Origin of the sequence: Novosphingobium marinum, assembly GCF_013408095.1 — a bacterium.
In the GTDB taxonomy this organism is placed as follows: Bacteria; Pseudomonadota; Alphaproteobacteria; order Sphingomonadales; family Sphingomonadaceae; genus Novosphingobium; species Novosphingobium marinum.
The window spans coordinates 34894-48080 of sequence record NZ_JACBZF010000005.1; the positions used below are offsets into that span (position 1 = coordinate 34894).

14 protein-coding genes are annotated in these 13187 nt (G+C 67.8%); 9 read left to right on the plus strand and 5 right to left on the minus strand.

Going from position 1 to position 13187, the window contains the following annotated elements; genetic code table 11:
* Position 1: 1 nt before the first annotated feature.
* The gene (locus FHS75_RS13220; protein WP_179408178.1) at positions 2-1435 is read left to right on the plus strand and encodes an efflux transporter outer membrane subunit; all 1434 of its coding nucleotides are present in this window, start codon (positions 2-4) and stop codon (positions 1433-1435) included.
* The gene (locus FHS75_RS13225) at positions 1432-2040 is read left to right on the plus strand and encodes a DUF938 domain-containing protein (protein WP_179408179.1); all 609 of its coding nucleotides are present in this window, start codon (positions 1432-1434) and stop codon (positions 2038-2040) included. Before FHS75_RS13220 ends, FHS75_RS13225 begins: the two co-directional genes overlap by 4 nt.
* 3 nt (positions 2041-2043) lie before the next feature.
* Here the strand turns inward: FHS75_RS13225 and FHS75_RS13230 are convergent, their stop codons facing one another.
* Positions 2044-3369 carry an MATE family efflux transporter gene (locus FHS75_RS13230; RefSeq protein WP_229735610.1) on the minus strand — a complete coding sequence of 442 codons (1326 nt, stop codon included), beginning with the start codon at positions 3367-3369 and terminating at the stop codon, positions 2044-2046.
* Between FHS75_RS13230 and FHS75_RS13235 the strand changes: the two genes are divergently transcribed.
* The gene (locus FHS75_RS13235; protein WP_229735611.1) at positions 3323-4276 is read left to right on the plus strand and encodes a fructosamine kinase family protein; all 954 of its coding nucleotides are present in this window, start codon (positions 3323-3325) and stop codon (positions 4274-4276) included. The genes FHS75_RS13230 and FHS75_RS13235 overlap by 47 nt on opposite strands.
* 12 nt (positions 4277-4288) lie before the next feature.
* Here the strand turns inward: FHS75_RS13235 and FHS75_RS13240 are convergent, their stop codons facing one another.
* A complete protein-coding gene (locus tag FHS75_RS13240; RefSeq protein WP_179408180.1) occupies positions 4289-4696 on the minus strand; it encodes a baeRF12 domain-containing protein in 408 nt (135 codons plus the stop codon).
* A 112-nt stretch (positions 4697-4808) separates the two neighbouring features.
* Between FHS75_RS13240 and FHS75_RS13245 the strand changes: the two genes are divergently transcribed.
* Positions 4809-5534, plus strand: a complete 726-nt coding sequence (locus FHS75_RS13245; RefSeq protein WP_179408181.1) for an EthD domain-containing protein — start codon at positions 4809-4811, stop codon at positions 5532-5534.
* 7 nt (positions 5535-5541) lie between these two features.
* On the opposite strand, the gene FHS75_RS13250 is transcribed toward FHS75_RS13245, so the two are convergent.
* The 3 genes from FHS75_RS13250 to FHS75_RS13260 form a co-directional block, all read right to left on the minus strand.
* Entirely contained in the window at positions 5542-6471 is a 930-nt protein-coding gene (locus FHS75_RS13250; RefSeq protein WP_179408182.1) for a 1-phosphofructokinase family hexose kinase, read from the minus strand.
* 184 nt (positions 6472-6655) lie between these two features.
* Complete coding sequence (locus FHS75_RS13255) at positions 6656-6832, minus strand: hypothetical protein (RefSeq protein ID WP_179408183.1); 177 nt, start codon at positions 6830-6832, stop codon at positions 6656-6658.
* A 33-nt stretch (positions 6833-6865) separates the two neighbouring features.
* On the minus strand, positions 6866-8461 hold the full coding sequence (locus FHS75_RS13260; protein WP_179408184.1) for an isocitrate lyase: 1596 nt from the start codon (positions 8459-8461) through the stop codon (positions 6866-6868).
* Positions 8462-8607: 146 nt separating this feature from the next.
* Here FHS75_RS13260 and FHS75_RS13265 point away from each other — a divergent pair, with 146 nt between their 5' ends.
* The 5 genes from FHS75_RS13265 (at position 8608) to FHS75_RS13285 (ending at position 13185) form a co-directional block, all read left to right on the plus strand.
* Positions 8608-10002 carry a helix-turn-helix domain-containing protein gene (locus tag FHS75_RS13265; RefSeq protein ID WP_179408185.1) on the plus strand — a complete coding sequence of 465 codons (1395 nt, stop codon included), beginning with the start codon at positions 8608-8610 and terminating at the stop codon, positions 10000-10002.
* A gap of 51 nt (positions 10003-10053) precedes the next feature.
* A complete protein-coding gene (locus FHS75_RS13270) occupies positions 10054-10809 on the plus strand; it encodes a TonB family protein (RefSeq protein WP_179408186.1) in 756 nt (251 codons plus the stop codon).
* Positions 10810-10884: 75 nt separating this feature from the next.
* Positions 10885-11925 (plus strand): mannose-1-phosphate guanylyltransferase, encoded by a 1041-nt coding sequence (locus FHS75_RS13275; protein WP_179408422.1) that lies wholly within the window; start codon positions 10885-10887, stop codon positions 11923-11925.
* 10 nt (positions 11926-11935) lie between these two features.
* Entirely contained in the window at positions 11936-12748 is an 813-nt protein-coding gene (locus tag FHS75_RS13280) for a class I mannose-6-phosphate isomerase (protein ID WP_179408187.1), read from the plus strand.
* Complete coding sequence (locus FHS75_RS13285; protein WP_179408188.1) at positions 12745-13185, plus strand: DUF2721 domain-containing protein; 441 nt, start codon at positions 12745-12747, stop codon at positions 13183-13185. Before FHS75_RS13280 ends, FHS75_RS13285 begins: the two co-directional genes overlap by 4 nt.
* Positions 13186-13187 lie beyond the last annotated feature (2 nt).

Consider the following 13187-nt stretch of genomic DNA (forward strand, 5'->3'; position numbering starts at 1 on the left):
GATGAAGACGCGGACTGCCCTTCTTGCCCTGACACTTCTTGCCGGCTGCACGGTCGGCCCGGAGTACGAGCGTCCGGAAGTCGCCGGAGCGGTGGGCGATGACTGGCTGAGCGATGCGAACGCCGGAGCCTTCGATGCCGAACCCTGGCGGCGATTGGGCGATCCGCTGCTTGCCGAACTCGTCGAGAGGGCGGTGTCACGCAATCTCGAGATCGGGCAGGCGCGGGCGCGGCTTCGCGAGGCGAGGGCGCTGCGCGATGCCGTCGCCGGCGGTCGCTTGCCGCAGGCGGCGGCGATCGCCTCGGCAACGGGGCAGCAGCTTTCGGAGAACGGCCAGCTCCCCGTGGGTAACCTTCCGGGTTTCGACCGCGATTTCTCGCTGTTCGACGCAGGGTTCGACGCTTCGTGGGAGATCGACCTGTGGGGCGGCACGCGCCGCGCGGTCGAAGCCGCGAGCGCGCGCGTCGCCGCAGCGCAGGCGCAGGAGCGCGAAGTGCGGCTGCAGGTGATCGCCGAGGTCGTGCGTTCCTATGCCGGGATGCGCGGCGCGCAGGCCGAGGCGCAGGTGCTGCAAGAAGATGCCGAGGCGCAGGCGCGTATCGCCGACCTGGTCCGGCAACTCCATCGGTCGGGCGAAGTCGCGCGCTCTGACGGCGAAGAGGCGGCGGCGCGGGCGCGGGCGGCAGCGGCGCAGGTCCCTTCGGCCAGGGCGCGCGCGTCGGGTTCCGCCTACGCGCTTGCAGTGCTGGCCGGAGAGCCGCCCGAAGCACTGGCCGAAAGGCTGCTCGCCCCGGCGCCGATCCCGCGCCCGCCAGGCGACGTCGCGGCCGGGATACGTTCGGACATGCTGCGACGTCGGCCCGACGTGCTGGCAGCCGAGGCGGGACTGGAGGCGGCGACAGCCGACATCGGAGTGCAGACCGCGCAGCTTTTCCCGCAGTTCTCGCTGATCGGCCAGATCGGGCAACAGGCGCGCTCGCTCGACGATCTCGCCTCGACCGGCTCGACGCGCTTCACCGTGGGGCCGAGCCTGCGCTGGCCGATCTTCTCGGGCGGACGCATCCGTGCACAGATCCGCGCCGCCGACGCGCGCGCCGAGGGAGCCGCCGCGGCGTACGAACAGGCGGTGCTCCGCGCGCTTGCCGACAGCGAAGCCGCGATCGTTCGCTACGACGCTGCGGTGCGCGCGGCAGACGACCTGATCGCTGCCGAGGACCGCAGCGCCGAATCGCTCGAACTCGCGAGACAGCGCTATCGGGCGGGCGAGGATAGCCTGATCGACTACCTCGAAGTGCAGTCGCGCTACAATGCGGTCCGGCGCGCGGCGGCGCAGGCAAAGGCGGCGCAGCTCGAAGCTCATGCCGCGCTGGTCAAGGCGCTGGGCGGCGGCTGGGCCGGAGGTGCCGCCGACGACCCGCCGGAGGAACTTCCGTGACCGCCCCCGACGCACGCCGTTTCGCTCCCGCAACCCAGCGCAACCGCGACCCGATCGCGGCAATCCTGCGCGATATCCTGCCCGATACCGGCCTCGTCCTCGAAGTAGCGAGCGGGACGGGCGAGCATTGCGTCCACTTCGCGCGCGCCTTTCCTGGCCTCGATTGGCAGCCGTCCGACCCGTCGCCCGACGCGCTTCGCTCCATCGCGGCGTGGATTGCGGTCGAGGGCACGGCGAACGTGCGCCCGCCGCTGGAACTCGATGCGGCGCGGGAGCCGTGGCCGCTCGATCATGCCGACGCGATCCTTTGCATCAACATGGTCCACATCAGCCCGTGGGAGGCCACCATCGGCCTGATGCGCGGGGCTGCGGCGCTGTTGCCACCCGGCGCGCCGCTCTTTCTCTACGGCCCCTACCGGCGCGGCGACCGCCCGTTCGAGCCGAGCAATGCCGCGTTCGATGCCGACCTGAAACTGCGCGATCCTACCTGGGGCCTGCGCGAACTCGATGCGGTGACCGGGCTTGCCTCGGAGCACGGGCTGGAGCGAGAAAGCGTGATCGAAATGCCCGCCAACAACCTCTCGGTCGTCTTCAGGCGCGGCTGAGCCTCAACCGAATTCGCGACGGACAAGGCGCGGGAGCACGGCGAATTGCGCGGCGGCCCGGACAACGAAGAACGTCACGAACGCGATCCACAGGCCGGTATTGGTCAGCGGCGACCCGGCCCACAGGATGCCGACATAGACCGCGATGGCCGCCAGCATGGTCAGCAGCATCGCGCGCGTCCAGGCGGCGCCCACGAACACGCCGTCGAGCACGAACGAAAACGAGCCGACCAGCGGCAGCAGGACGACCCAGCCGACGTACTCGGCAGCGAGATTCGAGACGGCCTCGTCGGTGCTGAAGCTGCGCGCGATCGCCTCCCCCGCGACGAGGTAGGCGAGCGCCAGCACCACGCCCAGCCCGAAGCCCCAAGCCAGCGTCGACTTCAGGATCGCGGCGAACCGCTCCCGGCTGCGCGCGCCCTGCGCTTCTCCGACGAGGACCTGCGCGGCGTTCTCGAACCCGTCGAGCGCGAGCGTCGCGAGCATGAAGAGCTGGAACAGGATGCCGTTCGCCGCCAGTACGACCGCGCCCTGCTGCGCGCCGCTCCGCGCGAAGATCAGCATCGCACCCGACAGCAGCAGCGTGCGGAAGAACAGGTCGCGGTTGAGCGAGAACAGTTCGCGCATGCGCGACGCCTGCCACGTTGCGCGCTCCACCGCAGCCTCGCGCAGACCGCGCGCGGCAGGAAGGCGCAGGACGAGGAGCGCGAGCACCGCGAACTTCAGCCCCTCGGACACGAGCGTCGCCGCCGCGACACCGGCGACGCCCCAGCCGAACGACAGGACGAACAGCACGTCGAGCCCGATGTGCACGACGTTGGCCGCTACTTCTACCGCGAGGACCGTGCGCACCCGCCGCTGGCCGATCAGCCAGCCGACGAGCACCGCGTTGACCAGCCAGGCGACTCCTGCCCAGTAACGGATGCCGATGTACGTCCGCGCCTCGTCCGCCACTGCATCGCCGGCTTCGAGCAGGTCGAGACCGAAGGCGATGGCGAAGGGCTTGGCCAGCAGCAGTAGCGCGGCGATCAGGAACGAGGCGCCGAGCGCGCGGACCAGCGTCTGCGCCCGGTCCGCCTCGCTCCCCCGTCCGGCGGCCTGCGCGGTCAGCGCGATCGTGCCGGTGCGCAGGAAGTTGAACGTGTTGAGCAGCGCCAGCATGAACTTCGCGCCAAGCTCTACCGCGCCCTGCGCAGAGGCATCGCCCAGCCGCCCTATCACCCACATGTCGGCCAGTCCGAACAGCGCGGTCGCGACGTTGGTCAGCATCGCGGGAAGGGCGATGCTCCACACGAGGCGGCTGTTGCTGGTGGCGGGCGGCGGCGGCATTTCGGGCGCGTTGCAGCAATTGCTGGACCGGTCAATCGCGATGGTCGATAATACGACTCTCGGTCCGCCGGCCGAGCGCGGCAAAGACGGGGGCACCGACCGGATGCGCAAGATCGCCGAACGCGTCGGGCGGTTGCTCGGCACCGAGGGATGCCACGCCAGGCGCCTGGGCGGCGGCGATATTTCCACCGTTTACGAGGTCGAGGTACCCGGCGGCGATACCGCGGTCGCCAAGGCTTCGGAGCGCGCGCGGGCCGAAGCGGAGATGCTGCGCGCGCTGGCGGGCGCGGGCGTACCCGCGCCGGCAATCCTGGCTGTCGAGGACGATCTTCTGGTGATCGAGCGCGTTCCCGGACACACCGGCCCCGGTTCGGCGTGGGATTCGCTCGCCCAGGTCCTCGCCCGGCTGCGCGATGCGGGGGAGGGCGAGTACGGCTGGAGCGAGGACTACGCCTTCGGCCCGGTAGCGCTGCCCAACGCGGCGAATGCCGACTGGGCGCGTTTCTGGGCGGAAAACCGGCTCGCGTGCCATCTGCCGTACCTGCCCGCATCGCTGGGCAAGCGGATCGAGGCAGTCTGCGACGGGATCGGCGACCTGCTTCCCGCAAGCCCGCGGACCGCGCTGCTTCACGGCGACTTGTGGGGAGGCAACGTCATGTCGCTTGACGGCGAGATCACCGGCCTCATCGATCCGGCCAGCTATCGCGGCGATACCGAGGTCGACGTCGCGATGCTGACCATGTTCGACCGGCCGTCGACACGCTTTTTCGAGATGCTGGAAATGGAAACGGGCTGGCAGGAACGCCAGCCCGTCTACCGGCTCTTTCCCCTGATCGTCCATTTCAGGCTTTTCGGGGAGAGCTATCGAGCCCGGCTGGAGGCGGACCTCGACCGGATCGGTGTCTGAACCGCAACGGCCTCAGGCCGCCTCGATCGCCTTCAGGATGTCGTTCGCCGGCGAATTGACGAGGTCCTTGGCCATCTCCGCGACGATGACCTTTTCCGTCTCCTTGTGCCAGTGATGGCGCAGTTCGCCCAGGCTGCCCGGATCGGCGATGACCACGAGCTTCGAGATCTCGTGCTTGAGCACCTTCTGGTTGATCCATTCCGCGACCCCCGCCGCGTGGGCCAGCTCCTCGAGGTCGTCGAGCCGCGAATCGGGGGGCGAACCGTCCTGGTGACGTATCCCCGCGCTGTAGTTGGTTTCGCGAATATCCGGCTTGCCTTCCATCTGCAGCTTTGGCTCGGTCGCGGTGCCGGCGTTGCGCATCAACAGGAACTTCTCCCCGTCGAGCACGGCTACGTGGGTCTTGGCTGGCAAGATCATGCGTATCTCCTTCTCTATTGCCTGTCATAAACGAGCGAAACGCGGCATGGTGCCCGAAAAGCCGGGACACGCGGGCGAACCGCGGCGCGGCCATGGAGAGGAGACGGAACGCTTGCTCAAGCTCATCTATTGCATCCGGCGCCAGCCACACCTCAGCCTCGAGGAGTTCCAGGCGCACTGGCTGGAAACGCATGCCCGCTACGGCCGCGACAACCCCGTTATCCGGCGCTATATCCAGTATCACCGGCTGATCGACGATCCGGTCATGCAGGCGATGGAGCAGGCAGAGGGAACCGTCGTCGAGCCCTTCGACGGCGTGGCCGTATCCTGGTGGGACGACGCGGAATCGCTGAAGGCGGAAATGGCGGGGCCGCGCGTGGCCGAGGCGCTGGAGGACGAGAAGCACTTCATCGACCATTCGCGCTCGACCGCCTGCCTGGCCGAGGAACGGGTTATCTTCGAGCCGCAGGGCAACACCCCGCTCGTCCTGTTCGAATGCCTCAAGCGCCGGACGGACATCGACCATGCCGAATTCTCGAAACGCTGGCACGAGCACGGCAAGATCGGACGGCGCGCGCGCGACGCGGGCTTCTTGAAAGGCTACATCCAGAACGTGACGCTGGAAGGCAGGCAGGAGGGGCTTGAGGCGATCTCCGGCGACGACACGTTCGACGGAGTGACCACCGGCTATTTCGAGAGCGTCGCCAAGCTAAGGAAGCTGCTCGGATCGCCGCTCGTCACCAAGGACGCGTACGAGGACGAGTGCCTGTTCATGGACCACAAGCGTTGCGGGTACCTCGTCACGCGCCGTCACGTGATCCGCGACCTCATCCGCTGACCCGCACTCAGTCCCCGGCGATCTGCCGGTAGAGCCGCTCCATGTCGGCGGGCCGCGCGAGGTCGGTGCCGGGGGTAAGCACCGCCGCGGTACCGCCCGCCATGCCGAAGCGAAACGCTTCTTCGGCGTTCGACCCCGACGCGAGGCGATGGACCATCGCGGCCAGGAAACTGTCGCCTGCGCCGACTGCGCTTTTCGCCTCCACCGGGATCGCGGGCAGGTAGAGCGTGCCGTCGGGACCGGCCAGCACCGCGCCTTCGTGCCCCATCGTCACCGCGACAAGGCGCGCGCCGCCCGCGTCGACGATCGCCATTGCGGCAGCGCCCACGTCCGCGACCGTGGCGAGGGGCCTGCCGACCAGCTTTTCGAGTTCGCCCTGGCTCGGTTTGACGAGCGCGAACCCGCCGCCCGCGAGCGCCGCGCCAAGCGCCGGCCCGGAGGTGTCGAGCACGACCTCTATTCCGCGCGGGCGAAGGCGGCTTGCCAGTTGCGCGTAGAAACCGGCGGGCACGCCCGGCGGAAGCGAGCCGCTGGCGACGAGGTAATCGCATTGCACCGTCTCGAGCAGGTCGAGGCATTGCGCGCATTCGGCCTCGGTCACGACGGGGCCGGGGGGCACGAAGCGGTATTCCTTGCCGCTCGCGCGCTCGAAGACATTGGTCGCGATGCGCGTTTCGCCGGTGATCGCGATGCGGTTGCGTACCAGCTGGTGCAGGTCGAGCAGGCCGTCTAGCGCGACGCCGGTCGCGCCGCCCGAAAGGTAGAAGCAGCGCGCATGGCCCCCGAGCCGCACGAAGACGCGCGCGACGTTGATGCCGCCACCGCCCGGCGCGTGCCGCTCGGCATGGCCGCGCATCTTGTGCGTGTGGCGGACCTCGTCGACCTCGTACGACAGGTCGATCGTCGGGTTCATGGTGAGCGTCGCGATGGTCTTCATGCGCCCGGTCTAGCGAGTGACGGTGCGAAACGAAATCCGGGTGGGGGAGCGGGTCGGTGCCGCAAAATCAATCGAGAACGCGAGCAGCCCCGAACCGCATGTCGGCCAGGACGCACAAAGGCCCGCCGCGCTTCAGGGAACGCGGCGGGCCCCAGGCTTTCCTCCCCAGGAAAACTGTTGCCGGTCAGCGCCGGACGGCGCTTCCCAGGCGGTGATAGAGGTTCGAGTACTTCGACGAGATCGGATCGTCCTCGTGGGCCTTCAGGTAGAACAGCACGGCTTCCTGAAGGAGTTTGAAATCCTCGTTGGAAAGGACCGCGCGGGACCGCTGCGGCTCGCGGGGCGGTGTCGTTTCGTCCATCTAGGGTCTCCTTGGTTCCCCCGGTACCGCCGCTCAGGCGGCGGCGAACTGGTTCATCGTATTGGCGGTGCCACCGGCCTTCAGGGCTGCCTCGCCCGCGAAGTATTCCTTGTGGTCATCGCCCATGTCGGACCCTGCCATGTTCTGGTGCTTCACGCACGCGATGCTTTCGCGAATTTCCTTGCGCTGCACGTTCGCGACATAGCCGAGCATGCCCTGGTCGCCAAAGTACTCGCGGGCCAGGTTGTCGGTGGAAAGCGCCGCGGTGTGATAGGTCGGCAGTGTGATGAGGTGGTGGAAGATGCCCGCCCGCGCCGCGCCGTCGCGCTGGAAGGTGCGGATCTTCTCGTCGGCCTCGGCGGCGAGGTCGGTGCCGTCGTAGTCGACGCTCATCAGCTTCGCGCGGTCATAGGCCGAAACGTCGCGGCCGGCTTCCTGCCATGCGTCAAAGACTTGCTGTCGGAAGTTCAGCGTCCAGTTGAAGCTGGGCGAGTTGTTGTAGACCAGCTTGGCGTTGGGCACGACTTCGCGGATGCGGTCGACCATGCCGGCGATCTGCTCGACGTGCGGCTTCTCGGTCTCGATCCACAGCAGGTCCGCGCCGTTCTGGAGCGAGGTGATGCAGTCGAGCACGACGCGGTCGGCACCCGTACCGGGGCGGAACTGGTAGAGGTTGGAGGGCAGGCGCCGGGGACGCATCAGCTTGCCTTCGCGGTTGATCAGGACGTCGCCGGGGTTGCCCGCGCCCTCGATCTCCTCGCAGTCGAGGAAGGCGTTGTACTGGTCGCCAAGGTCGCCGGCCTCGCGGACATAGGCGATCTGCTTGGTGAGGCCCGCGCCCAGCGAATCGGTTCGGGCGACGATGATGCCGTCCTCGACACCGAGTTCCATGAACGCGTAACGGATGGCGCGGATCTTGGCGAGGAAGTCCTCGTGCGGGACGGTGACCTTGCCGTCCTGGTGGCCGCACTGCTTTTCGTCGGAGACCTGGTTCTCGATCTGCAGCGCGCAGGCGCCGGCCTCGATCATCTTTTTGGCAAGGAGGTAGGTCGCCTCGGCGTTGCCGAAGCCCGCGTCGATGTCGGCGATGATCGGGACGACGTGCGTCTCGTAGTTGTCGATGGCGTTCTCGAGGCGCCTTGCCTCGACTTCGTCACCGGCTTCGCGGGCCTTGTCGAGATCGCGGAACATCATCCCAAGCTCGCGCGCGTCGGCCTGCTTGAGGAAGGTGTAGAGCTCCTCGATCAGCGCCGGAACGCTGGTCTTCTCGTGCATCGACTGGTCGGGAAGCGGGCCGAACTCGGAACGCAGCGCGGCGACCATCCAGCCCGAAAGGTAAAGGTAGCGGCGCTTGGTCGAGCCGAAGTGTTTCTTGATCGAAATCATCTTCTGCTGGCCGATGAAACCGTGCCAGCAGCCCAGCGACTGGGTGTAGTTGGCCGGATCGGCATCGTAGGCGGCCATGTCCTCGCGCATGGTCTTGGCGGTGTACTTCGCGATGTCGAGGCCGGTGCGGAAGCGGTTCTGGAGGCGCATGCGCGCGACCGATTCGGGTTCGATGGCGGACCACGTTTGCTGGTTTTCGCCGATCGTGCGACCGGCATCGATGATCGTCTGCTGGTAAGTCATCACGTATTCCTTCGACTCGGGTAATTTCGTTTCACCCGGCCCACGTAGGGATCGAGTTTGTTGCGCGAAACTGCCAGCAATGTGCAGCTGTCAAAGATTACAAAAAGGCTTTGTCATGATGTAAGAATATGACATACATTGTTTGTATGGCTCAGCCGCGCGCTCTCTACGTCGGACCCCGGATCAAGCGGCTGCGCCGCGAACTCGGCCTCACGCAGGCGAGCATGGCCGACGACCTCGACATCTCCGCGTCCTACATCGCGCTGATAGAGCGTAACCAGCGCCCGCTGACCGCCGACCTGCTCGTCCGGCTGGCGCGCACCTACGACCTCGACATCGCCGATCTGGCCGACGACGACAGCGAGGAATACCGCCGCCGCATCGCCGAAGTGCTGCGCGACCCGATCTTCGGCGACATCGAGATGCCCGCGATGGAAGTCGCCGACCTCGCCGCCAGCTTTCCCGGAATTTCCGAAGCCCTGCTGCGCCTCCACGGCGCCTACGTGCGCGAACAGCACGCGCTTGCCGGGCAGGGCGAGCGCGGCGGCGACGACGGCGAGGTCGACCCCATCGCCGAGGCGCGCCGTTTCATCGCCGGTCGCAAGAACCATTTCCCCGTTCTCGATACCGATGCCGAGGAACTCGCAGCGGAGATCGCGAAGGCCGGCAGCGCGGCGGAGTGGCTGCGGCTGAAGGGCGTTCGCGTGCGTTTCCTGCCGGACGAAGTGCTGGCCGGATCGCTGCGGCGCTTCGACAGGCACAACCAGCAACTTCTCATCGCCGACAGCCTCGACGGGGCGAGCCGGTCTTTCCAGACCGCGCTCCACGTCGCCTATACCGCGATGCGCGGCCAGATCGCGGCGATCCTGAAGGAGGGCGAGTTTTCCGGCCCGACCGCCGAAAACCTCGTTCGGCGGGCGCTCGGCGGCTATGCCGCAGCCGCGATCCTGATGCCCTATGCGAAGTTCGCCGCGGCAGTGGAGCAGCGCCGCTACGACGTCGAGGCACTGGGCCGCCAGTTCGGCACGAGTTTCGAGCAGATCGGGCACCGGCTAACGACCCTGCAGCGGCCCGGCAGCGCGCGGGTGCCGTTTTTCTTCATCCGCGTGGACGAGGCGGGCAACGTCTCGAAACGGCTCGACGGCGCCGGCTTTCCGTTCGCGGCCTTTGGCGGAAGCTGCCCGCTATGGAACGTGCATGCCACTTTCCGGCGTCCCGGCGAAGTCGTGACCCAGTGGCTGGAACTGCCCGGCGGCGAGCGATTCTTCTCGATCGCGCGCACCGTTGTCGCGGGCGGCGGTCGCCACGGCAATCCCCGGCTCTATCGCTCGGTGGCGCTCGCCTGTTCGGCAGAGCACGCGCCGAGGCTGGTCTATGCGCAGGGTATCGATCCGGCGCAGGCGGATGCCACGCCCATCGGCATCGCCTGCCGCATATGCCATCGCTCGGCCTGCACCGCCCGCGCGGTGCCGCCGATCGGGCGCGAAGTCCTGCCCGAGGACTATCGCCGGGCGGCAGAGCCGTTCGCGTTCGATGAATGATCGCCCGCACGATTGCCGGGGCCTGTGCCCGTGTGCATTATCGCACGCGCAATGAGCAGGGCCGACTTCACTCCGCTGCGACGCACGAAGATTGGCGTCTTCGCGCTCGTCGTTCTCGTGCATGTCGCGATCTTCGTCGGCCTCGTCCGGGCGCTTGCCCCGGACTTCTCCAACCAGGTCGTGCGCAACGTGACCGAGGCGTTCACGGTAACGGTCACCACGCGCGAGGAACCCACGCCGACGCCCGAGCCGACACCCGAACAGGCGGTTGCGCCCGATCCCGAGCCCGAGGGAGCCGCCGCGCCGCCGGGCAAGAAGGCGGTGCCCAGGGAAGTCGTCGCGCCCGAACCGAAGATCACCCTGACCGAAAAGGCTGCGCCCAAGGTCGCCTCGACCGGGAACGCCGACAGCTCGGGCGCGCGCGACGAGGGCGACGGGACGGGAGCCGGCGGCGAGGGTGTGGGCACCGGCTCGGGCCGTTCGGGCAGCGGGCAGGGCGGCGGGGGCGGCGTGGCGCAAAAGGCGGTGAAGATGGCAGGCGACATCAATTCAGCGCGCGACTATCCCCGGGCGACGCGCGACTTGCGGGTCGGCAACTCGGTGGTCATCGCGCTGACCGTGGGGACCGACGGGCGCGTCAAGAACTGCCGTATCGTGCGGGGCAGCCCCGATCCGGAAGCCGACCGCATCACCTGCCGGCTCGCGACGCAGAGGTTCCGCTTCCGCCCGGCCGAGGATCGCGCTGGCAACCCGGTTGAATCGGTCTATGGCTGGCAGCAGCGCTGGTTCTATGGCGGCGAAAGATAGCTGAAACGAATAGGGACTAAGGCGGGCATCATGACAGGGACGACGGATACGGGCTGGATCAGCTTCGAGAGCGAGATGCCGACAACGGTGCCCGTGATCCTGTGCGGCGGCAGCGGGACGCGCCTCTGGCCGCGCAGCCGGGTGGACAAGCCCAAGCCCTTCCTGCCGCTGCTGGGCGAACGCACGCTGTTCCAGGAAACGCTGCTGCGCTGCCCGGAGGACCAGGGGTTCGGCGCTCCGCTGATCGTGACGGGCAACCAGCATCTCGAGCATGTCGAGGCGCAGATGGACGTCGCGCCCGGTGCTAAGGTGATCGTCGAGCCCGAAGGCAAGAACACCGCCGCCGCGATCGCGCTTGCCGCGCTGCGGCTTCCCGCCGATGCGGTCATGCTCGTTTGCCCGAGCGACCACCACATCGGAGACCCCGAAGCATTCGTCGAGGCCGCGCGCACCGCTTCGGAAATCGCCAGTTCGGGCTGGCTCGTCGCGTTCGGGATCGAGGCGCGCTCGCCCGAAACCGGCTTCGGCTACCTGAAACCCGCCGCGCCGATAGCCTTCGGCAAGGGTTTCCGCGTCTACGACTTCATCGAGAAGCCGAACCTCGAGAAGGCGAAGTCCTTCATCGAGGCAGGCGACTATTTCTGGAACGGGGGCATCTTCGCGTTCACGGCGGGCCTGTTCCTCGAAGAACTGGGCGAATATCGCCCCGACATGCTCGCCGCCGCGCGCAAGGCGGTCGAAGGCGGGCACGAGGACGGCCATCGCTTCCATCCCGACGCCGCCGAGTTCGCCAGGATCAGGGGAGAGTCGGTCGACTACGCGGTGATGGAAAATTCGCGCCGCGCGGCGATGGTCAAGGCGTTCATGGCATGGTCGGACATCGGCAACTGGAACGCACTCAAGGAAGCGCGGCAGGCCGAGGACAGGGCCAACGTGGTCAAGGGAGAGGCCGACCTGATCGATTGTTCGAACGTCTTCGTCGAAACCGACGGTCCGCGAGTCTCCGTGGTCGGGCTGTCCGACGTGATCGTGGTTGTCGACGGGGACGAGGTGCTCGTGACCTCTGCCGAAGGCGCGCAGAAGGTCGGCAAGCTCAAGGGCGCGGCAAACCAGTGAGCGTGCTGCGATGAGCTTCGGACTGCGCACCCGGCAGGTGGAGAAGCCCTGGGGCCGGGACGTGCTGCCCACGCCCTTCATGGCGCCCGTCGGCACCCGCATCGGCGAGATCTGGTTCGAGCCGCCGCCCGAATTGCCCGGGCTTCTCGTCAAGTACATCTTCACCAGCGACAAGCTGTCGGTGCAGGTCCACCCCTCCGACGCCGAGACGCTCGCGGCCGGAATGGGGCGGCAGGGCAAGGAGGAGTGCTGGCTGATCCTCGCCGCCGAGCAGGGCGCGGAGATCGGCATCGGCTTTCGCGAGGAACTGGACCCTGACGCCATGCGCCGCGCCGCGATCGACGGCAGCATCGAGAGCCTGATGGCCTGGCACAGCGTGACGCCGGGCGACTTCTTCTACATCCCGGCGGGCACCGTCCACGCGATCGGCGCGGGAGTGAGCCTGATCGAGGTCCAGCAGAACAGCGACATCACCTACCGGCTCTACGATTACGGCAGGCCGCGCGAACTGCATCTCGACCAGGCGGTCGCGGTGGCGAAGGGCGAGCCATACGAGTGCGGACTGCACAAGCGCGTGCCGCTGCGCGAGGAGACGACGCTGGTCGATGGGCCGCTGTTCCGGCTCGAGCAGGTGGTACGCACGCCCGGTGGGGACGTCGCCGCGCGTTTCGGCGAACGCCCGCTGCTTGCGATACCGCGCGAAGGGCCGGTGCACGTCGCGGGGCAGGAGATCGGGCCGGGCGGCTGCGCGCTTGCGGACGCCTTCTCCGACATCGAATTTTCCTCCGGCGTCTGCCTGCTCGCCCAGCCTTGCGCCGCATGATCGCGCATACGATCCAGCTTGCGCTTGCGCCGGTGTTCCTGCTCGTCGCCATCGGCAACATCCTGAACATCCTGTCGACCCGGCTGGGCCGCGTCGTCGACCGGGCAAGGACGCTGCAGGAGCTTCACAAGACGACCGAAGGCGCCGAGCACGACGTCGTCGTCGCGCAGATCAGGGCGGTGGACAGGCGCATCAAGCTTGTCACATCGGCGATCCGCCTGCTGGTGATCAGCGGCATCGCCATCGGCCTGACCGTCGCGATCCTGTTCTTCGAGCAGATGACCGAGACATCGCTCGAGGGGGTGGCGGCGGCGATCTTCCTGATCGCCATCGCGCTGCTGATGTGGGCGCTGACGCTGTTCCTGAGAGAGACCCGGATCGCCGCCGAAACGCTGCGCATCCCGCGCGCGCTGCTGGAACTCGACCGCAAGCTTTGAGT